Below are 21158 nucleotides of genomic sequence, written 5' to 3'. Positions count from 1 at the left end.
GTATGCCTTTGTAACCAAAAACAACACATTAGGTAGATTAAAAAATGACAAAACCCTCATCGTATTACCGATGAGGGTTTTTACTCAAAGTCTATATAGTAAGTGACTAAGGTATCAACTTCATTTCGACCCGACGGTTTTTCTGTAAGCCTGTTTTACTCGGATCGGCAATGGGTTTATACGCACCAAAGTAGTCGACCAGAATCCGGCTGGGGTCATTCAGTCCTGCTTCAATCAGGTACGTCCGAACGGCCTCCACCCGCCGACGCGACAGGGACAGGTTGTATTTATCCGACGCCCGCCGGTCAGCATGTCCTGCCAGTTGCAGCCGGCACTGCGTCTTGTTCATCAGTTCGACCACCTTGTTCAATACCTCCTTAAACGCTGGCTTTACGATGCTCTTATCGGTATCAAACTCAATGTTGGCGAATATCTCCGCGCAGGCGATACCAGGCAGGGCTGCACTGACGTATTTGTCGAAGTCAATGACTTCGCCGGAGCCGGACACGACGCTACCCTCCGGCGAATTAGGTTCTTTGTCGAAATAGTCCGATACGCCGTCATTGTCGGTGTCGGTCAGCAATTTAGGATCAATATCGGGTGGTCGGTTGGCTTTGGCCACTGAATCAATCTGCGCCAGTGTCAGGATAACTGGTGGCTTGATGAGTGATTTAGGGTCGGTCCAGCGGAGGTGATACGTTCCCGCTGTGGTATCGTAGTCGAATTTATCGTTCACCTTCTGCACCCGAATCGCCCGGCGACCCAGCTTATACGTCAGCACGATACCGCCGTAGCCCCACTTATCTTTCGCTGAATTGCCCTGGCGCACGAACGTTTCGCTCAGGCTCCCCCGGTTGCCAACCAGATCGAACACACTGGAGGCATCGCCCCCAATGGTGGCATCCAGCCGCTCGGAGTTCACGTGGTTTACACGGATATCGATCCCCACATCGAAGCGCGGGCTGATTTCGTAATGAACCGCCAGCCCCATCGGAACGACCAGATCACTAACGTCGCCGGTTTGCCGACGCAGCCGCCCTGTGGTCAACTCAAACGCTTTGGAATTATAGAAAATAACGCCCACGCCCGTGTACGCATCCACTTTCCAGTGCTTCATTTTGTTGACTCCGAACAGCAGGCTTTTGAGATTGACGCTGCCCGTCAGATCCGTCTGCACGAAGTTGGACCGGAAATAGGAGTAATAAATCCGGCGCTTCATGCCGCGCAGGTTGCCCGCATTCACGCCGAGTTGTACGCCAAACAGGTGCGACAGTTGCTTGCCCAGGGCCAACCCGCCAAAAAACGAATTCCGCTCATTGACGCTGTCGAAATTATCAGCGCCTACGGGAAAGAAATCGTACTCCCGCAAATCGCCATAGAACTGCGACCAGCCGCCATGGGCCGACACCGACCAGGTGTTCAACCGGGCGGGACCGTCGTAAGTGGCTTTCGGATTATACTGAGCCTGAGCGGCTTTGGGTAGGAGCCCCAGCAGGCAACAAAACGTTAGCAGTAGAAGCAGTTTCCTCATCGCGTTCAGGGTTTTGTTATAGACTATAGACAACGGATGGATAAAGCGACCTGACCGGCACGTACCGTCTGCCCCGGCCGAAACAAGCCTTTCCGAACAGCACCGTGGGGCAAACAGGGGCTCTCGATCAAGTTTACAAACCAACTCGTCCGGTCATTGTTTACTGGTCCGGCCCGAATCCTTTTGAATGCAACGATCCGGCCAACTTAAAAATGTTATAACCGGCGCATTAATCGCTCAACCATTTCATTCTTCCAGGTCACGTAGTCACCGGCATCAATGTGCACCCGCGCCTGCCGTACCAGCCACAAATAAAAGGTCAGATTGTGCAGACTGGCGATCTGCGCAGCCAGAATTTCTTCGGCTTTGAAGAGGTGACGCAGGTACGCTTTCGTGTAGAACGTACTGGCATAGCCGCCCAGACCGGCATCAATTGGGCTAAAGTCACGGCTCCATTTTTCGTTCTTGAGGTTCATGATGCCCTCCGTTGTGAACAGAATCCCGTGCCGGGCGTTACGGGTCGGCATCACGCAGTCGAACATATCCACCCCCAGCGCAATGGCTTCCAGAATATTGGCCGGCGTGCCGACGCCCATGAGGTAACGGGGCTTATCGACGGGCAGTATTTCGTTGACCAGCTCGATTGTTTTGTACATTTCTTCCGCTGGTTCGCCCACGGCAAGTCCACCAATGGCGTTGCCTTCGCGCTCCTTCGACGCAATGAACTCCGCCGACTGCCGACGAAGATCAGGATACGTACTCCCCTGAACGATGGGGAAAAGGGTTTGCTGGTAGCCATAATACCCTTCGGTTGCATCGAATCGACCGATGCAGCGATCCAGCCAGCGGTGGGTCATCTCCATCGACTGCCGGGCGTAGCCATACTCGCAGGGATAGGGCGTACACTCATCAAAGGCCATGATGATGTCGGCCCCGATGGTCCGTTGAATGTCCATGACGCCCTCGGGCGTAAATCGGTGCGTCGACCCGTCGATGTGTGATTTAAACGTAACGCCTTCCTCCTTGATCTTCCGGGTATTGGACAGCGAATAAACCTGATACCCGCCACTGTCGGTCAGGATCGGGTGGCTCCACCCATTAAACTTGTGCAAACCACCTGCCTGACTCAGTACGTCGAGCCCCGGCCGGAGGTAGAGATGGTATGTGTTGCCGAGAATGATTTCGGCCTGAACGTCGGTTTCCAGTTCCCGCTGATGGACCGCCTTGACTGTTCCGGCCGTTCCAACGGGCATAAAAATAGGTGTATGTATAGGCCCATGATCGGTCGTCAACGTACCCGTGCGGGCCTTCGACTGCTGATCCTGGGCTGAAATTGAGAATGTCATTTTACAAAAATAGGGGAAAAGATGGAGGAAAGGGAGGAGGGAGAAAAGGAGCAAGGGGTGCCAGGCCTGTCTTTTTTCCCTTTCTTCCCCTTTCACCTCTCCTCCCCTTCCTCCTTTCCTCCTATCTTTACCGCCTTAAACTGAATTAATTAGCGAACCACATTTACCTTGTGCTTACTGTCCTTCTGATACTGTGGGGAATAGCCATCAGTATTCAGCTCATTTTTGTTCTTTTCGTTTTTGTCCGAACGGCCTTTTACCGCCAGCCTGATCAACCCGCTGATGATTCCGGTCCAGGAGTTACGCTGGTGGTATGCGCCCGCAACGAACTTCATAACCTAACCGAGCTACTGCCGCTGCTGGATGGTCAGGTCTATCCTGCGTTTGACGTGCTGGTCATGGACGACCGCTCCACCGACGGGACTCAGCACTTCCTCGAGAACGAGATCAGTCACCTGTCTCGGGTGCGGTTTATCCGGATCGACAAGGACTACGACCACGTTACCCCAAAAAAGTACGCCGTTACGATTGCGTTGAAGAAGGCGCTTCACCCCGTCGTACTGCTCACGGATGCCGATTGTCGCCCGGCTGGTACCGATTGGCTGGCGGGTATGGTTGGAGCCTTGAACAAACCTGGTACCGACATTGTCCTTGGCTTCTCGCCTTACGAGTACCAACCGGGTCTGTTAAACTGGCTGATTCGGATTGAAACGCTGTTCACGGCCGTACAATATGTATCGCTGGCACTGGCCGGACGACCCTACATGGGCGTGGGCCGGAACCTGATGTACCGGCGGCAACTCTTTTTCGATAACCGGGGTTTTTACTCACACATGAGCGTGCTGGGGGGCGACGACGACCTGTTCATTAACGAAGTAGCGACCAGTCGCAACACCGCTGTCAGTCTCGATCCGGATACGTTCACCTGGTCGAAGCCCAAGGAAAGCTGGGCTGACTGGCGGATGCAGAAACGTCGGCATTTGCATGTGGGCAAGCATTACAAACCTGGGCACAAGCTTCGATTGGGGTTGTTAACCGGCTCGCACGTATTGATGTGGTGGCTCGGTCTAACCGTAGGGCTGACCTTGCTGGCAGTCTGGCAGGTCGGTCGACCTTTCACCGACGTTGATCGGCTCTTACTCGAAGTAGTTGGAGGCTTATTTGTCCTACGGCTGGTGGCTTTCTGGGGCATTGTCGGGCGGATCAGCTACCGGCTGGCGCACACCGTTCATTGGGTCATGATGCCGTTGATGGACGTAACGCTGGCAGTGTACTACATTGTGATGGGGCTGAATACGTATATTAACCGCCGTCGGAAGATATACTGGCGCTGAAGGCCAGCCGCACCGAAAACCATAACGCGATCGCATGAACGTCGATTTAATTTATAAATACTTTCCCAAATTGACCGCCGAGCAACAGGAGCGCTTTGCGGCTTTGAACGAATTGTATCATCACTGGAACGCCCAGATCAATGTCATCTCGCGGCAGGACATCGATCAATTGTACGAAAAGCACATACTGCATTCGCTGGGGATTGCCAGGGTGATTCAGTTTACACCCGGAACCGAGGTGCTGGACGTCGGAACCGGAGGGGGTTTTCCGGGGATTCCGCTGGCCATTCTGTTCCCGATGGTCGACTTTCACCTGGTAGACAGCATCGGAAAAAAAACAAAGGTTGTAACGGAGGTAGCCAGTGCATTAGGTTTGCAGAACGTAAAAGCCGAACAGGCGCGCGTAGAACACCTGAACAGCACCTATGATTTTGTGGTAAGCCGGGCTGTAACGCGGCTGAAGCCGTTTCTGGGCTGGGTACGCTACAAAATTCACAAGCAGGGCAACAATGAATTGCCCAATGGAGTTTTGTACCTCAAAGGTGGCGACCTGACTGAAGAGTTAAGCGAAGTACCTGACAAGTACCGAATTTACGACTTGTCGGACTACTTCGAGGAGCCGTTTTTTGAGACCAAAAAAGTGATTTACATTCCGAAGAAATAGAAATAGGTTTGTAGCTTGAGATTCGTAGTTGATCGTTAACTGACGCGGGAGGAACCACACATGCGTTGATCAACGACAAACTACCAACCACAACCTACGAACTACAGCAAACCATGGCAAACGAACGATTCGCATCCAGCAGTTTCAAAGATCCGCTCAACCGCGACATTATTGAGTTCAACGACAAGGGCGTTACGTTCCGGGTTCGCAAGCTCATCGGTGGTACCGACAATTTTGTCTTCTACTCGGATATATCAGGCGTTGAAATCGACAACGGTCTGTTTTTCTCGACCATCCGGGTGATTCCCCGGGCTCGCCCGGAGATTGTCATCAAAAACTTTACGCGGGGTGATGCCCGGCGGGTTAAAGAGCTGATTCTCCAGAACGTACCGAACAATCGGCCCGACGCGTTTGATACGCCACGGGGTGGCTATCCGGGGCGGTAAGGGCATCAGCTTGCAAATTTTGCAGATTTTTTGCGGTTGGAGCTTGCGTGCTATCGCTATCTACACTACTTTTGCACCACGTTTTCGATAACGATCCCGAATAGCTCAGTCGGTTAGAGCATCTGACTGTTAATCAGAGGGTCGCTGGTTCGAGCCCAGCTTCGGGAGCTTTGAAAATGAGCCACTTAGTACAAGTACTAAGTGGCTCATTTGCTTTACGTGAACACAACTTGATACACAAGTGTTCGCTTATGTTTACAATGAACAGCGCTGATTCTTACCGCTTATGCAAGAACAAATTATACAAATACCACAAATTAATTGCCATCTCCACGTACGTAGGGAACACAACTACCTGACCCATGTCAGTGCATCCACGGATAGTTCATCCCCACGTACGTAGGGAACACGCTCATTAGCCAAACACGGATAAATCGTCAAACGGTTCATCCCCACGTACGTAGGGAACACTTTGTTGTCTGTGGTCGTACAGGCCCGGATCACGGTTCATCCCCACGTACGTAGGGAACACCGCGTGACTGCCTCCCAAAACTCAGGGTGCGCCGGTTCATCCCCACGTACGTAGGGAACACATCAGGTCGTTGAGTGCGCCACGGACAGCCGCCGGTTCATCCCCACGTACGTAGGGAACACTTTTGAACCAACGACGACCACAACGACGCTATCGGTTCATCCCCACGTACGTAGGGAACACGATTTCGCTTCCCCTGTACGTGCGAGTTGTTCCGGTTCATCCCCACGTACGTAGGGAACACCGGTGCGGGTTTACACTTGATGCAGCGGCATCCGGTTCATCCCCACGTACGTAGGGAACACCCCATCCGGTAGCGGGGCGAGCGCAGCGTATCCGGTTCATCCCCACGTACGTAGGGAACACACGACCTTTCAGAGCAGACCTGCTACGGCGGGCGGTTCATCCCCACGTACGTAGGGAACACCGGCCGAAACGCCGACAGGTGGCTGCCGACAACGGTTCATCCCCACGTACGTAGGGAACACTATATCGCGGTGCTTGCCCCGGACACGCTGGCCGGTTCATCCCCACGTACGTAGGGAACACTGTTAGGCGATACGAAAAAGAATCAGGCCAAACGGTTCATCCTCACGTACGTAGGGAACACAATTGAAGTACAACCGTAGTTGCGTCGGCTAACGGTTCATCCCCACGTACGTAGGGAACACTTCATCCAGCGCCCGTTTTTCGGCGTCGATTTCGGTTCATCCCCACGTACGTAGGGAACACTTTGGCGTCACTTTCACCTCGGGCAGGATCAGCGGTTCATCCCCACGTACGTAGGGAACACTGCGCGGCTCGCATCGTTCAGCCCGAAAATGTAGGTTCATCCCCACGTACGTAGGGAACACTCCTTCTCGGTAATCAGCACGCGCTTATCTGACGGTTCATCCCCACGTACGTAGGGAACACGCTTGGTAATCAGTACGAATAAATACTGCGACCGGTTCATCCCCACGTACGTAGGGAACACTATGCAATCGCCATTTTGATAATGTTGTTTTACGGTTCATCCCCACGTACGTAGGGAACACTCCGTTTTGTACGTGATTTGCAGGGGTTCCACCGGTTCATCCCCACGTACGTAGGGAACACGACGCGCTTAAATCCCAGCTTTTCGCCTAAACCGGTTCATCCCCACGTACGTAGGGAACACTATAGCATCCGAATTAGGGATCAGCCGAACGTCGGTTCATCCCCACGTACGTAGGGAACACTCTCTCGTCAGTTGAGCATTGACTAATCCCAACGGTTCATCCCCACGTACGTAGGGAACACTCGATGCCCTGCAAGTCGACCGTGGCCAGATCCGGTTCATCCCCACGTACGTAGGGAACACCGCTCTTTCAGCTTTTACGAACTCCGTCCATTCGGTTCATCCCCACGTACGTAGGGAACACACCAAAGCCCGGCGTCTTGAAAATAAGCGTGTCGGTTCATCCCCACGTACGTAGGGAACACATCACCGGCAACTACTCGGCTACAGCTACCGACCGGTTCATCCCCACGTACGTAGGGAACACAGCGAATTGAGCGCACCCAGACTATCAGCGGCCGGTTCATCCCCACGTACGTAGGGAACACCTGTCAACGGTCAGGCTCCCTGCCCAATCCCGCGGTTCATCCCCACGTACGTAGGGAACACTAGTTTAGTTGTAGTAAGTTATATTCCTAATGCGGTTCATCCCCACGTACGTAGGGAACACGATCAGAGCATGATTCAAGAACATACCCCGGTCGGTTCATCCCCACGTACGTAGGGAACACGCCAGGGCGTCGGCCGTTCCCTGCAGCAGGTCCGGTTCATCCCCACGTACGTAGGGAACACTTTTCGGGTTTAACGGCCTTTGGCACTTTCTCCGGTTCATCCCCACGTACGTAGGGAACACCACCACTGGCGACAAACTGGTGGCGCGAACAACGGTTCATCCCCACGTACGTAGGGAACACCTTTTCCCTTATTGTTTTACTGAATCTAATCACGGTTCATCCCCACGTACGTAGGGAACACTTTAGGTTCAACTCCCTGAGCACATCGTCAATCGGTTCATCCCCACGTACGTAGGGAACACGCCCGTGACAATCCCTTCCTTGGTATCGAGGTCGGTTCATCCCCACGTACGTAGGGAACACCCCCAGTTCAGGCAGTAGCGGGTGGCAAATGTCGGTTCATCCCCACGTACGTAGGGAACACCCGGACGCGCTGGCCTTTCTGATCCCAGAGGGCGGTTCATCCCCACGTACGTAGGGAACACTTTAACCCCTCCCTCCCCATGAAAACCACAACCGGTTCATCCCCACGTACGTAGGGAACACTACTGAGGAGTCAATTTTGGCATAGCCGCCATCGGTTCATCCCCACGTACGTAGGGAACACCTCTCTGCATAAAGTACGTCCTTTTCAACTGCCGGTTCATCCCCACGTACGTAGGGAACACTCGCCCAGGGCATTCAGCACCGTCCGTTCATTCGGTTCATCCCCACGTACGTAGGGAACACGACTGTGGTAGGCGGTGACCTTGTTCAGTTCACGGTTCATCCCCACGTACGTAGGGAACACAAAGAGGGCGTTTTCCGCCGGGATGACAACGACGGTTCATCCCCACGTACGTAGGGAACACGTTGAGCTGGCAACGATCAATCTGGCCACGGTCGGTTCATCCCCACGTACGTAGGGAACACTTTTTAGCGACCTCTGCCGCTCCCCCTTTGTCCGGTTCATCCCCACGTACGTAGGGAACACAACCTTACGAATCCAGCGGGCAACGACGGTATCGGTTCATCCCCACGTACGTAGGGAACACTTCTTTTCGCCATGGGACGGGTCGCACCCAGGCGGTTCATCCCCACGTACGTAGGGAACACGGAGTTAAGAACCTTAAAGAATTTACCGCCGTCGGTTCATCCCCACGTACGTAGGGAACACCTCAAAAGGCTTATTTGTACCTACAAACTGTCCGGTTCATCCCCACGTACGTAGGGAACACACTGACCAATGGCAAAATAAGGCCGATTTTATGGACAATCTAACTTTTATGTGTCAAAGGTCGCATCGTTAACCATATACCTTCTATGTTGATGGGTATGTATTGCTTAGGCTGCCAGGTTCTTAGGTCGAACCCTTGCTCATTGTTCATACGCCATAACATGGTGACAGTACCGTCATCCGCCCGGTCCGTCGCCCGCTCCCACAATGCGTCGCGTACCACTTCATTGATTCGGCCTACAAACACACCGGCCTGTACTTCAACGAGCCATCGACTTAGATCGCCACGTAGCGACGGGGATACCCTTTCCAAGATGAATACAGTCATGGTTGGTCTTGTTTTGGATTACTCCACCAAGGTGTTGGTAACGCAGGATCTTCGTCCGGATCAAAACCATCCGGATTTTCTGGTTCAATGTCCAAGCGTAACAGCCGATCAACGTCGGGGACGATGCGCTGTAATAAGCGCATGTTGGTAAAGGCATCACGGCAACGCTTTCGTACGTGCGTCTCAGGCTGAGATAAACCCTCGGCTACCACCGAGAAAGCCACGGGTACGGTTAACTGCATCTTATAAAGGTCCGCAATGTCATACACAAAAGATAACTGCTTGCCCTGGTGAATAAAACCCAATGCTGGTGAGTAACCGGATGACAATAAGGCGGCATGTACTAAGCCGTGCAAACACGCATTGGCCGCCGATAAAGCCCGGTTAATTGGATCAGTATCATTCCAGGATGTGCGGTTGTAGTTCCGACCGTTCCATTCAACGCCGAACCGACGGGCAGCACTCGCGTATGCTTCCCGAACCCGAATTCCCTCTCGCCCTCGAATTTGCTCCAATCGTAATCCTGTCGGCAAGGGCTCCGGAAAGCGTGCCCGATAAAGCCGTTCGATCACCTGCATTCGCAAATCGGGCGACGCTGACAATTCCGCCTGCTGCATCAACCGATATGCCTTGTGCGTTTCGCCTATTCCTTGGGCGTAACAACGAACTCCTGCTTCCCCACACCAGATTAAAGAGCAACCTGCTTCCACTAGCGTGCGTACAGCACCGTGCGTGACCGTTGTGCCAGGTCCAAGCATTAAGGCTGATAAACTGGCAACCGGTAATGGAACACGTCCCTGCTTGTTGACAAACTCGACACCCAGCTTTGACTGTTCAAGATGACCGTATTCGAAATACAGAAAAGACAGCGAATCGCGGATCTTGGGCAGATCGCGCATAGCGTGTTTGTGCTTCATGACTTTTTCAAATGTTTTTGCCGAAAGCTATGCGCAGTTGAATGTTAGGCCGGACACAAAATGTCCAGTTAAAAAATCAAATTGTATATTTTGAACACATATTGTTACTTTCAAGCCTTATCCACGACCATAATGCCAAGACTTAATTCGGCGGAAGTACTCCGTCAGCGCCTGAACGCCGGAGCGCAACTCACCTACCAGCAGATTCAACACCTTACGGGCTTAGGAGACAAACAGGCGTCGCGATTAATTCGACAATTACAGCGCGAAGGGCTTCCTGTTCAAGAACATCGTAATGGCCGACACAAAGTGTTCTCATTGCCGGCTGACCGTCAACAGGTGATGGTACCTGACCTACAATTCGATTCGGCTGAACTACGCGCCTTAGCCATTGCGGCCAAAGCAAGTCGTTCCATGCTTAGTGGTACTCCTCATGCGCAAGCCTTACAAAGTGCCTTCGACAAGTTGCTCGATCGTGCCCGACCAGCGACTTATCTCTTCGACCTGGAAGAACCCATGAATGAGTGGCACTTTGATGACAACTCCGCTGACCAAATTGCGCTGGACTGCTTTCGACAACTCGAGACGGCAATGGACGAACGCCGATCGGTCAAAATTGACTATTTCACCGCCAGCAAAGGTCGTTTATCGAAGAGCAGGAAGGTCGATCCCTATTTTTTTGCCCTGCGGAACCGGGCCTGGATGCTCGTTGCCTACTGCCATACCCGCGCCAAGCCTATCACCTTTGCCGTAGCGAGTATTAGTCAAGTAACACCCTGCGACGAAACTACGGAAGACGCCTTTTTTGAGATACCGGCTGACTTCGTACCAGAAGATTTCTTTCGAGGATCATTAGGGGCTATCTCGACGGGAGAATGTTACGAGTTACGCTTATTGGTTGAGCCCAACAAGGCCGCTTATTTCCGGCGCAGGCTCTATCACCCTACACAACAAGTTGAAAATGAGCAACCTGACGGACGACTAATCGTCTCATACGAACTGGAAGGTTTCGAAGAGATGCGTTCGTTCTGTCAAAGCTGGGGTGTGGGGATCACCGTACTGGAACCGGTCAGTTTGCGTGATCGCCTGTATCAGGAAGCCCAGGTACTGCTGGAACGGTATGGGGCCTGATAAACGGACATTTAATGTCTACTCAGGCTATCCCTCTCGCGTAGCTTTCCACCGTAATCACCAACACCCCTTAGAAACATGGAAACATGGCGGCTGTTTTGGGCCAAAACCAACCGTGAAAAAATTGCGGACCTGCCCGACGATTGGACACATCCACTTTGGGCACACCTGATTGATGTGGGTAGTGCGGCCCAGGTACTTTGGGACAATTTTCTACCCGCATCGCTAAAACAAAAAATGGCCGATGCCCTTGGCATGACCATTGACGAGGCTGGTCGTTTTCTCAGCATCTGGATTGGCCTGCACGACCTGGGCAAGGGCATTCCCAATTTTCAAGGGATGCACGCCCCATCGCAGCAGAAATTAACTGACGCTGGACTTATATTTCACGAACGTCCTAACCGACTCCACCACGGTCATGCGTCCATTGCGATTGTCTGGCGATGGCTGCGGGCTAAGGACCTGCCTTTCGACACGCTGCTTGACGCTACAGCAGCCTGCGTAGGTATTCACCACGGTAAATTATGCCACAGCGATTGCTGGGAAGAGGTAGCCGAGGACGAAAAACCAAATGCTGTATTAGGTAATGAAGAGTGGAAACGGGCACAACTTGATCTGGCCGAAGCCGTCTTCACCGCCTGGGGAGCCGACTGGCCCGACTTGAGTCGATTCGAGAGCATTGGCGGACCTAACGATGCCTGGCCTGACTGGTTAATGGCATTTGCAGGATGGGCAACGCTGGCCGACTGGCTGGGGTCAATGCAGCGGTGCTATGATACCAGTATTCTGGCCGGTGCCAGTTTGGCGAATTATGTGCCCAATAGCCGCGCCGGGGCAGAGCGAGCTTACCAACAGGCGGGCCTAAACCAGCGGCCTAATCTGCGGGCGTTGACTTTCGAAGAGCATTTTCACTATGAGCCGCGTCCATTGCAAGCCATCATCCGCGATCTGCCCCTTAGCACCGACTCCCCAAACCTGCTGATTGCCGAAGCACCGACGGGTGAGGGTAAAACCGAAGCGGCTTTCTATGGCGCGGCCCGGCTGGGTGGGGGACTGTACGTGGCTATGCCGTCTCAGTCAACCTCTGACGGGTTGTTTCCACGATTACGCCAGTTCATCAAGGGCGACCTGGACAAGGGCTTATCTCCGGCGCACGAGGGCGAAACGACGGCCCTACGGCTCGTACACGGTAATGATCTGTTACACGATGAGGCGCTGTCGCTGTTGACAATTGACCAGGCAACCGCATCCATTGCCGACGAAGACGAGAAGTCCACCAAGCCTGACGAGTCAAGTAAAGGGCGGCTGTTGTCCTGGTTTATGCCCAAGAAACGGGCCTTGCTGGTACCCTACGGCGTTGGGACAGTAGACCAGGTGTTTCTAGGGGTTCTGTACGCCAAGCACTTTTTCCTACGGCTGTTTGCACTTTGTGGTAAGACGGTCATTTTCGATGAAGTCCACGCCTACGACACCTACATGAATACACTGTTTGGGCAATTACTGCAGTGGTTGCGGGCCCTAGACGTGAACGTCGTGATCTTGTCGGCCACCCTACCCGGCAGTGCCCGTGAACAGATGCTGCGTGCGTGGGGTGTTGCTTTGGCAACTGTAGCAGATCCGGCTACGGTCGCTTACCCGGTGGTTTGGCACGCGACCGATGGGCAGATGCAGGTACACCCGTTTAATGCCGCTCCTGACCGGGGGCAGCGGCTCATGTTTCGTTGGTGCGGTGCTGAAGTAGAAACTCTTGTCGAACGGGTTAGAACGCTGCTCCAAGAAGGCGCAACGGTGATTGTGATATGCAATAAAGTTGCGCGGGCACAGCAGGTGTTTGAAGCCCTGGACGATGATAACCTGTTGCCCCAAGAAGACCGAATGTTGCTCCACGCCCGAATGCCTCAGGCATGGCGGCAAAAACGCGAGAAAGAAGCCCTGGCTCGCTTCGGTAAGGACCGTCCAACCCGGCCCGGCCTGCTCGTCGGTACGCAGGTGATTGAACAAAGCTTAGATCTGGATGCCGACGCCATGATCACCGACCTGGCCCCAGTCGATTTACTGCTGCAACGGGCCGGACGACTTCACCGACATAAGCGTAAAGACCGACCGGCTGGCTTTGAGGAACCAGTGTTCTACATAGCCTGTCCCAAAGCGCAGTCAGGTGAATTGCCCGAGGTAGGTGAGATTTCGGGTGGTGGAAAAATCTACGGGGAAGTACTGCTCTGGAAAACGTACGCGCTGCTTCGGCGGGTTGGCGGCTGGGCATTGCCATTAGGCGATGCTAGATTGCCAGGTTACCGGAGCCTGATCGAAGCAGTGTATGGCCACCTGAATCTACCACCGGATGACCTGAACGACCAGGCGCAGACCACCTACACTAAGTCGCTGGATAAATGGGATGTTAAAGACAACCGTCAGGCGGCTGATGCCCGCAAACGGCTCGTACCCCAGCCGGAGCGCTTTGAGGATCTCTTTACGTTCGAGAAACCTGAACTGGCCGAAGAAGACGAAGGCCAAAAAAGCCAACTTCCCGAACACCTTCAGGCGCTAACCCGTAACCCGGATGGCATTAACGCCGAGGTGCTATTATTACACCGTACGGACCAAGGTTGGAGTGTAGAGGCAGGTGGACCAACGGTGCTGTACCGTGATAGACCCCGATTTCTGGACCCAGAGACGCTTCGTACAGTCTTTGGCGCATCTATTCGCATTAGTCAGCCGGATGTGGTGGCTGCGCTCTGGCAACAGAAAAACGAAGAATGGAAAAAGCAACAGGAGCATAACCGCGTACTACAACGCTTTCACTTGATCGAGCTAACCGGAAACGTGGCCACCGTTGGTAACGCAACGCTTCGGTTAGATGATCGCCTAGGATTAGCAATAGAAGGCCGATAATCGGCCTTCTATTTCACGTATCCATCCCCACTGATGTGAGGAATGCAAATAACGAGCAGTTATCATGTAATTGCTCTGCGGTTCATTCCCACTTGAGTGGAATATCGCAAAGTACAAGAAAAAGAATTTATGTCATGCGCCCTGTTTTGTTCGCGGTTACGTTTGGTACTTTCCGGAAAGCGTTTTTGCTTTGTCTCAACGATTTCAAAGCAGAGTAATTATATAAATCACATCATGAACCAAACACAATTAAAAGGGTTACGTGCTCTTGCGCTTCTGAAAGAGAAGCAATGTACACTGGACGAATTGTCCGATAAGCTTTGCGTTACGAAACGCTCTACGCAAAAGGTTATTAAACACTTAAAAGATAGCGGTTTCGATATAAAAAGCCGTACGGAAAGGCGAATAAAATGTTTTTGGACGTCCTGCGAAGACAACTTCCTGCCTATTGTACTGACGCCATGTGAAAGAGCGGCCATTGAAAAAGCTTTGACGGCTCAAAATCCGAATCTACAAACCGCCATCCATAAAATGACCGAGCTGGTCAATATTCGGCTACACATTCGTTTACAGCAATGATTCCCTTCAACCTGCTTGATGAACCCTGGCTACCGGTACGGTGGTGCGGGGACTCGCCCCCTTCGATGGTGGGCCTACGCGATGCCATAGTAAAGGCACACGATATTAGCGAATTAGCGACCGACAACCCACTCGAAACGATTGCTTTAAACCGGTTGCTTGTGGCGGTGGTGGCTTCGGCGTTTCCCGAGTTGATTGAGCCGCGGGAATGGGCGGCTACCTGGAAAAAGGGACAATTCGACGTGGATCGGTATGCGGCTTACCTTGATCGGCACACTGACCACTTCGATTTGCTATCGCCTACGCGTCCCTTCTACGGAGACCCGAAGACCGATGCGAAAGAGGTTTCACCCATGTCGCGGCTGCAACACGCAGCGGCCAGCGGTAACAACGCCGTATTGTTCAGCCATGACTTAGATGCTGTTAACAAACCAGTTGACCTGGCTGAAGCCGCCCGTGCGTTGGTTTGTACACAAGCTGCCGCGCTGGGTGGGGGCGTAGCCCAGCCGTTCAATCTTTGTCACGCCCCCTTGGTTGGTGGAGCGTTCTTTTGGCTGCGTGGAGCGGTTAACGAATCCCCCTCGCTGTTTCGGGCGTTGCTGCTCAACCTGCCGCCAACGACTGAGGTGTGGGGCGAAGATGCGCCTAATTCGGCCACGTGGGAATCGGAGAAACCACCCGTTGCTCAAAAGCGCGACGTAAGCAACCTGCGCGACCTGTTCACGTTTCAAAGCCGTCGGTTGCAGCTTGTGCTGAATAGTGACCGGCAGGTCATCGGAGTGCGGTATAATCAGGGCAGTAAAATTGAAAAGCTGCTTTTCCATGACCCATACCTGGCCTATCGCAGCAACAAAGACGGTGAGTTTCCCTTACGTTTCGGTTTGGGCCGGGCACTTTGGCAGGACAGCGCCATCTACATGATGAAGCAGACAGGTACGGACGGTCACGCCCCCCGCACGCTGAACTGGCTTTCGAAGAGGACGATGCGGCAGTACGGTATCGACTCACAAGCAGCCTACGCCGTGGACGTCTTTGGCTTGGTTAACGATCAGGCCAAGGTGGAATTATGGCGCCACGAACGGGTTACCATTTATCCTGAGATCATTGCCAACGAAACCCGCTGGCAGGCACTGATGGAACTGCTGAACGACGAAAAGAATCCGGCGGACGACGCTAAAAAACGGGCCGACCGGTTGCGGGAAGCGACTCGTGCGTTTGCTACCCGTGCCCGGCTCAACAAGCCCTGGGGTGTTCGGTTGGGTGATGTTGAACGCGCCGACCGGGACGCCTTCGTGCAGATGCTCGATACCGACAGCCGCTACTGGCTTCTACTCGGCAGCCGGTTTGATGGATACCTGACCCGCATTGCTACGTCACCCATCGAAGAACTGTCGAATGTGCGGGCCGACTGGCAAAAATTTATCTGGAAAGCGGCTTACACGGCACTCAACGATGCGCTCCGGTCACTAGCGCAGGACGCCCGTACGTACCAAGCGCTGGCTGATGCCGACATGGTGCTCCGATACGGAACGCTCTATCCCAAAAACGAACCCTTAAACACTAAAACAACCGAAGCAGTATGAACCAGCTAACTGACGAGCAAGCCCGCGACTTCATTGCCTTTTTGGAGACCGGCAGAAAGCGGGACGGCTCACGCACCGACGTTCGGGCTAATCTAGCCGAGTTACGCCGAGCCGCCATGAATCCGCTCAGTGACCTACGCGATATTCGAATACTTGGCGATTACCTGCCTTATTCAAGCCGCCCAACCCCCGACGACGATTGGGTTTATGACGCACACCGGCTCACCGCCACGCTTTTTGCCCTGTATGCCACCAAGTTCTGGGGCCGAGATGGGCAGCTTGAACTGCCACGCTTTGGTAAGAACGACAAACGACGGTCGCTGGGGGCTTCACTACGTCGGCTAAGAAACAGTCTCAGCGTGGGTCAGGACAGTCTGGACCTGCGCGTATCGGCTCTGCTCGACACCTACCGGGATGATTTGGCCGTGCCATTACGGGGGATGATCCAGCGCATCGCCACAGGTGACAAGATTCCCATTGACTTCGCCCGGCTGCTTCAGGACCTTATCAAGTGGCACAGCGAGGAAACCGGACGTGTCTGGGCACGCGATTACTGGCAAGCCGCCGTTGCCGAAACCGACAAGTCAGAAACCGTTTTTGAAACAAATTCTTAATCATAACCCCTTATGTCAATGAAAACGATCGAATTCCACATTTTACAGAATTTTCCCCCTTCCAACCTCAACCGTGACGACAGTGGTGCCCCCAAAGACTGCGACTTCGGTGGTTACCGACGGCAGCGCATTTCCTCGCAGTGTCTAAAACGCTCGGTTCGTCAGTCGGATACGTTCCGCGAGCAAATGAACGACCGGCTGGGGCTGCGCACCAAACGCGCACCCATCGAAGTCGCTAAACTGCTCGTGCAACAGGGCCAGTCTGAGACACGCGCTAAAGCGATGGCCGAAGAGTTCTTCGAGGCTTTGTACGGCGTGAACGACAAAGGCATGACTGATTATCTGCTCTACATTGGCACCGAAGAGTTGCAGCGGGCTGCTACGTTACTGCAAGAGGCCGATGATAATACCGGGGCTGTTGCGGAAACGTTAGCCACGCTTCGAGCCGAATCTGCCACCCTCCAGAAGAAGGAAAGAGACGCGAAACAGAAAGAAATTGACGAAGCGGCTAAGACTTTTGCTACGTTGGCTGATCAGTACAAGAAGACGTACCCCAAACACGTCCGCTCGGTTGACGTAGCCCTTTTCGGGCGAATGCTGGCTGATAATCCTGCCGAAAACATTGATGCGGCTTGTCAGGTCAGCCACGCCATCTCGGTGAACCGGATGAACATGGAATTCGACTACTTCACGGCGGTTGACGACCTGCAACCCGAAGATAACGCTGGCGCGGGTATGATTGGCACTGTTGGTTTTGCGTCGTCGTGCTTCTACCGCTTTGCCTGCGTGGACTGGGATCAATTGACACGTAACCTCGGTGGTGACGCTGCCGCAGCTCGTGAAGGCGTTATGGCCTTTGCCGAGGCCTTTATCCAAGCTCGCCCTTCCGGCAAACAGAATACTTTTGCGGCTCATTCACTACCGGCGTTCATCCTAATTGTGGTCCGTGAAAAGGGGCAACCTGTATCCCTTGCTAATGCCTTCGAAAAACCGGTATCACCCCAGCGTGAGCGGAGTTTGACCGACGGCGCTATTGAAGCACTAAGCCAACACTACGACAAATTAAAGAAGGTGTATGGACTCAACGGAAAGGCCGTTTGTGTGCTGCTCGATGGTGCCGACAAAGCCGAACAACTCAGCAGAGCCGGGGTTGTAGTTCAGGAAGATGTACATGCGCTGTTGACTAACCTCAAGCAAACCATCAATACCTAAACCCGCTTCTCCATGAGTCATACACTCATCATGCGCCTGGCAGGGCCAATGCAGTCGTGGGGAGTAAGCAGCCGATTTTCCATTCGTGAAACGCTCACTGAACCTTCCAAGAGCGGAGTAATCGGTTTACTCTGTGCCGCACTGGGTTGGGACCGGGCCGCCACAACGCACGTCGTCGGCGGACAAACGCGAACCTTAAATGACTTAGCCAATTTACGGTTTGGTGTGCGGGTTGTGCGGGAGGGAACCGTCCGGCGAGACTACCATACGGCTCAGAACGTACTGCGCGCCAAAGCGAAACTGCGCCCCGGCAAACCCACCGCCGATGGTGATTTGCAGAACACGGTGCTGTCTGAGCGTTATTACCTGAGCGATGCTTATTTCTTGGTTGGCCTGGAAAGCGATGACCGTGCTCTGCTGCAAGCGTTGGATGAAGCATTGGCTGCTCCGTATTGGCCCCTTAGCCTGGGTCGTAAAGCGTTCATGCCTGCTCTGCCCGTGCGCTACACGATTGACGTCGCTTCCAGTGCAACGACGAACCCGTTTGGCGCATCCATGCCTGGCATAGTTGATCTGCCGCTGGGCGAAGCCCTGCTTTCTGCCCGTGATCCGTTGCTGACCCGTCAATTGTACGTGCGCCGTACCGACCAACCGGTTGAGCCTCTTGAGGAAAATACACGTACACTTCGCCTAGTCATAGACGGAACACTAGACGACACTCTCTTAGCAGAAGCGAGGTTAGCCATGACTCGGAAAGCGCAACGGACAGACGTTCCCCTCTCATTTGAAGATCGCCGATTCGCCCCACGCGAAGTATCCATTTATGCCACAACGCACGATGCATTTGTCTAAACTAATTCTCAATCCACGCTGTCGGGAGGTTCAGCGTGATCTAAGTTCGCCTTACGAACTACACCGAACGCTGGCGCATGCCTACACAACAGATTCCGGTCAAGATTACCGGGCGCAACATCAGGTACTGTTTCGTATTGAGCCGCTATCTCATGCAACCGCTCTTCCGGCGGTACTGGTGCAGTCGGCAACGGCCCCGAATTGGAACGAGTTGCCGGAAGCTTACCTGATGCACAAGCCAGAAACAAAATTGTTGGTTCCTACCTTTTCGGTTGGCCAGACCTTAGCTTTCCGCTTATTGGCCAACCCGACGAAGAAGGAAAAACGACCTGATCGGCGTCAAGGTCGGCGCATTGCCTTACCAGACTACGCAGAGGAGGATGAGATAACACCAGCTCGTGGGTGGTTGGTCCGTAAGGGGGAGCAAAATGGGTTTCATGTTCTTTACGCCACCACAGAGGCTTTTTGGTTGGGAATGGACCGGGGTAGGGCTACCAAAAACGCGATACCCATCTACGGCGTTCGTTACGATGGGTTATTACAAGTGACCGACCCTGCACTGCTAACCAGCGCTTTGCAATCAGGTATTGGCCCCTCTAAGGCCTTTGGTTTTGGTATGCTGTCACTGGCGAAACCTCAATAAATACCGATACAGTGTTGACAAAGCCGCGCCTTTTACAAGGTCGTGGCTTTGTTGTGTCAATCCGATAACGTGATAGACATAAATGTTCTTTGACATACAAATTGCCCATTTCGGCGTAAATTTCCAGTATGACCCCCACGCTCGTGGGGATGAACCGGCCCTGTACACCATGACCGACCTGTACCCCATATGACCCCCACGCTCGTGGGGATGAACCGACTACAGCGAGTTGCAGACCCGCTTTACCCGGATGACCCCCACGCTCGTGGGGATGAACCGACAACAAAAGATAGCGGCAAACCTGCGTTTGCATGACCCCCACGCTCGTGGGGATGAACCGACGCTCTGACGGCTTAATCAAACGCCCGGGTGATGACCCCCACGCTCGTGGGGATGAACCGATCGAACGCAACGCCCTGTCGGTCGTGAAGTTATGACCCCCACGCTCGTGGGGATGAACCGGTGACAGTCCGCTACAATGCCCTTCAGAATCAATGACCCCCACGCTCGTGGGGATGAACCGGTGACAGTCCGCTACAATGCCCTTCAGAATCAATGACCCCCACGCTCGTGGGGATGAACCGGGTGTACTGGAGCAGTGGAGTGCGATCGCCGTATGACCCCCACGCTCGTGGGGATGAACCGGGTTAGGAAAACTGTGTCGATCTAAAGGGCATATGACCCCCACGCTCGTGGGGATGAACCGGTGGAGCAGACCAACCAGGAGCTGGACAAGCAATGACCCCCACGCTCGTGGGGATGAACCGATTGAAACGGCATTATCTGGCTTTATTAATGAATGACCCCCACGCTCGTGGGGATGAACCGTCACGCGGCACCCCATCGCCAAACAGACCACCATGACCCCCACGCTCGTGGGGATGAACCGGGTACCCATACGGTCGAACGTTTTGGGCTCGCATGACCCCCACGCTCGTGGGGATGAACCGCCGCGTCGATAACGTGCGGCCTGACCTGCAGGATGACCCCCACGCTCGTGGGGATGAACCGGAGCGACAGGGAAACAATCCTCTCAATTCACAATGACCCCCACGCTCGTGGGGATGAACCGCAAAGGTACAGACCAATCAGACCTCACAACTCATGACCCCCACGCTCGTGGGGATGAACCGAGGTGATCAAACACCTACAGCCGAGCGAGGTTATGACCCCCACGCTCGTGGGGATGAACCGTCGGCCGGGAAGAAATCTGTACGTGGTTCGGTATGACCCCCACGCTCGTGGGGATGAACCGCAAATACGTACGTCCGAAAAAGGCTTTATTTAATGACCCCCACGCTCGTGGGGATGAACCGACAGACAAGATCGGCGCTTTGCACCCTTGTACATGACCCCCACGCTCGTGGGGATGAACCGACAATCCGTTTGAAAAGCCCGACTGTTCGGATATGACCCCCACGCTCGTGGGGATGAACCGACTCGAAAAAGCTGGTTGAGAACTGGGTTAAGATGACCCCCACGCTCGTGGGGATGAACCGATATTCGCAAATTTCAGGACAATCCTATCGTGATGACCCCCACGCTCGTGGGGATGAACCGATATA

Annotated in this window: 15 protein-coding genes, 1 tRNA gene and 2 CRISPR repeat arrays (1 of these 18 running past the window's edge); of the genes, 12 read left to right on the top strand and 4 right to left on the bottom strand. The window is 53.8% G+C overall.

Annotation, left to right across the window (positions count from 1 at the left end; translation table 11 throughout):
• Window positions 1-106: 106 nt before the first annotated feature.
• Together BN8_RS02415 and tgt are read right to left on the bottom strand one after the other, a co-directional pair.
• Window positions 107-1531 (bottom strand): OmpA family protein, encoded by a 1425-nt coding sequence (locus BN8_RS02415; RefSeq protein WP_009280191.1) that lies wholly within the window; start codon window positions 1529-1531, stop codon window positions 107-109.
• Between the two features lie 215 nt (window positions 1532-1746).
• Window positions 1747-2877, bottom strand: coding sequence for a tRNA guanosine(34) transglycosylase Tgt (gene tgt, locus BN8_RS02410; protein ID WP_009280190.1), 1131 nt, complete (start codon window positions 2875-2877; stop codon window positions 1747-1749).
• Window positions 2878-3047: 170 nt separating this feature from the next.
• On the opposite strand from tgt, the gene BN8_RS02405 reads away from it, so the two are divergent.
• The 4 genes from BN8_RS02405 to BN8_RS02390 all read left to right on the top strand — a co-directional run bounded on the left by BN8_RS02405 (window position 3048) and on the right by BN8_RS02390 (window position 5489).
• Entirely contained in the window at window positions 3048-4211 is a 1164-nt protein-coding gene (locus tag BN8_RS02405; protein WP_040005268.1) for a glycosyltransferase, read from the top strand.
• Between the two features lie 34 nt (window positions 4212-4245).
• A complete protein-coding gene (gene rsmG / locus BN8_RS02400; RefSeq protein ID WP_009280187.1) occupies window positions 4246-4875 on the top strand; it encodes a 16S rRNA (guanine(527)-N(7))-methyltransferase RsmG in 630 nt (209 codons plus the stop codon).
• A 113-nt stretch (window positions 4876-4988) separates the two neighbouring features.
• Window positions 4989-5321: a hypothetical protein gene (locus BN8_RS02395; RefSeq protein WP_040005385.1), complete on the top strand. Its 333-nt coding sequence runs from the start codon at window positions 4989-4991 to the stop codon at window positions 5319-5321.
• A 94-nt stretch (window positions 5322-5415) separates the two neighbouring features.
• Window positions 5416-5489, top strand: a tRNA-Asn gene (locus BN8_RS02390).
• A 213-nt stretch (window positions 5490-5702) separates the two neighbouring features.
• A CRISPR array of direct repeats spans window positions 5703-8843; the repeat unit is 29 nt; unit sequence CGGTTCATCCCCACGTACGTAGGGAACAC.
• A gap of 39 nt (window positions 8844-8882) precedes the next feature.
• On the opposite strand, the gene cas2e is transcribed toward BN8_RS02390, so the two are convergent.
• A complete protein-coding gene (cas2e, locus tag BN8_RS02385; RefSeq protein ID WP_040005267.1) occupies window positions 8883-9170 on the bottom strand; it encodes a type I-E CRISPR-associated endoribonuclease Cas2e in 288 nt (95 codons plus the stop codon).
• Window positions 9167-10087: a type I-E CRISPR-associated endonuclease Cas1e gene (gene cas1e, locus BN8_RS02380; RefSeq protein WP_009280185.1), complete on the bottom strand. Its 921-nt coding sequence runs from the start codon at window positions 10085-10087 to the stop codon at window positions 9167-9169. Before cas1e ends, cas2e begins: the two co-directional genes overlap by 4 nt.
• A gap of 132 nt (window positions 10088-10219) precedes the next feature.
• On the opposite strand from cas1e, the gene BN8_RS02375 reads away from it, so the two are divergent.
• The 8 genes from BN8_RS02375 to cas6e all read left to right on the top strand — a co-directional run bounded on the left by BN8_RS02375 (window position 10220) and on the right by cas6e (window position 19593).
• The gene (locus BN8_RS02375; RefSeq protein WP_009280184.1) at window positions 10220-11218 is read left to right on the top strand and encodes a WYL domain-containing protein; all 999 of its coding nucleotides are present in this window, start codon (window positions 10220-10222) and stop codon (window positions 11216-11218) included.
• Between the two features lie 78 nt (window positions 11219-11296).
• On the top strand, window positions 11297-14110 hold the full coding sequence (locus BN8_RS02370; protein ID WP_009280183.1) for a CRISPR-associated helicase/endonuclease Cas3: 2814 nt from the start codon (window positions 11297-11299) through the stop codon (window positions 14108-14110).
• A 234-nt stretch (window positions 14111-14344) separates the two neighbouring features.
• Window positions 14345-14689, top strand: coding sequence for an HTH domain-containing protein (locus BN8_RS02365; RefSeq protein WP_040005265.1), 345 nt, complete (start codon window positions 14345-14347; stop codon window positions 14687-14689).
• On the top strand, window positions 14686-16272 hold the full coding sequence (casA, locus tag BN8_RS02360; RefSeq protein WP_009280182.1) for a type I-E CRISPR-associated protein Cse1/CasA: 1587 nt from the start codon (window positions 14686-14688) through the stop codon (window positions 16270-16272). The genes BN8_RS02365 and casA overlap by 4 nt, the downstream gene beginning before the upstream one ends.
• Window positions 16269-16886: a type I-E CRISPR-associated protein Cse2/CasB gene (casB, locus tag BN8_RS02355; RefSeq protein WP_009280181.1), complete on the top strand. Its 618-nt coding sequence runs from the start codon at window positions 16269-16271 to the stop codon at window positions 16884-16886. Before casA ends, casB begins: the two co-directional genes overlap by 4 nt.
• A gap of 18 nt (window positions 16887-16904) precedes the next feature.
• Entirely contained in the window at window positions 16905-18098 is a 1194-nt protein-coding gene (cas7e, locus tag BN8_RS02350) for a type I-E CRISPR-associated protein Cas7/Cse4/CasC (protein WP_040005263.1), read from the top strand.
• A gap of 12 nt (window positions 18099-18110) precedes the next feature.
• A complete protein-coding gene (cas5e, locus tag BN8_RS02345; RefSeq protein ID WP_009280179.1) occupies window positions 18111-18950 on the top strand; it encodes a type I-E CRISPR-associated protein Cas5/CasD in 840 nt (279 codons plus the stop codon).
• On the top strand, window positions 18937-19593 hold the full coding sequence (gene cas6e / locus BN8_RS02340; RefSeq protein ID WP_040005262.1) for a type I-E CRISPR-associated protein Cas6/Cse3/CasE: 657 nt from the start codon (window positions 18937-18939) through the stop codon (window positions 19591-19593). Before cas5e ends, cas6e begins: the two co-directional genes overlap by 14 nt.
• A 128-nt stretch (window positions 19594-19721) precedes the next feature.
• Window positions 19722-21158: direct repeats of the CRISPR family, unit length 29 nt; unit sequence ATGACCCCCACGCTCGTGGGGATGAACCG; it runs 849 nt beyond the window's last position.

It is taken from the genome of Fibrisoma limi BUZ 3 (assembly GCF_000296815.2).
Classification (GTDB): Bacteria; Bacteroidota; Bacteroidia; order Cytophagales; family Spirosomataceae; genus Fibrisoma; species Fibrisoma limi.
This window is presented reverse-complemented; position numbering and strand designations above follow the sequence as displayed.

Coding starts and splice junctions, on each gene's coding strand:
- cas5e (WP_009280179.1), top strand. CDS start 18,111: ATGAGTCATACACTCATCATGCGCCTGGCAGGGCCAATGCAGTCGTGG.
- cas1e (WP_009280185.1), bottom strand. CDS start 10,087: ATGAAGCACAAACACGCTATGCGCGATCTGCCCAAGATCCGCGATTCG.
- casB (WP_009280181.1), top strand. CDS start 16,269: ATGAACCAGCTAACTGACGAGCAAGCCCGCGACTTCATTGCCTTTTTG.
- BN8_RS02365 (WP_040005265.1), top strand. CDS start 14,345: ATGAACCAAACACAATTAAAAGGGTTACGTGCTCTTGCGCTTCTGAAA.
- tgt (WP_009280190.1), bottom strand. CDS start 2,877: ATGACATTCTCAATTTCAGCCCAGGATCAGCAGTCGAAGGCCCGCACG.
- cas7e (WP_040005263.1), top strand. CDS start 16,905: ATGAAAACGATCGAATTCCACATTTTACAGAATTTTCCCCCTTCCAAC.
- BN8_RS02370 (WP_009280183.1), top strand. CDS start 11,297: ATGGAAACATGGCGGCTGTTTTGGGCCAAAACCAACCGTGAAAAAATT.
- rsmG (WP_009280187.1), top strand. CDS start 4,246: ATGAACGTCGATTTAATTTATAAATACTTTCCCAAATTGACCGCCGAG.
- BN8_RS02395 (WP_040005385.1), top strand. CDS start 4,989: ATGGCAAACGAACGATTCGCATCCAGCAGTTTCAAAGATCCGCTCAAC.
- cas2e (WP_040005267.1), bottom strand. CDS start 9,170: ATGACTGTATTCATCTTGGAAAGGGTATCCCCGTCGCTACGTGGCGAT.
- BN8_RS02375 (WP_009280184.1), top strand. CDS start 10,220: ATGCCAAGACTTAATTCGGCGGAAGTACTCCGTCAGCGCCTGAACGCC.
- cas6e (WP_040005262.1), top strand. CDS start 18,937: ATGCATTTGTCTAAACTAATTCTCAATCCACGCTGTCGGGAGGTTCAG.
- casA (WP_009280182.1), top strand. CDS start 14,686: ATGATTCCCTTCAACCTGCTTGATGAACCCTGGCTACCGGTACGGTGG.
- BN8_RS02415 (WP_009280191.1), bottom strand. CDS start 1,531: ATGAGGAAACTGCTTCTACTGCTAACGTTTTGTTGCCTGCTGGGGCTC.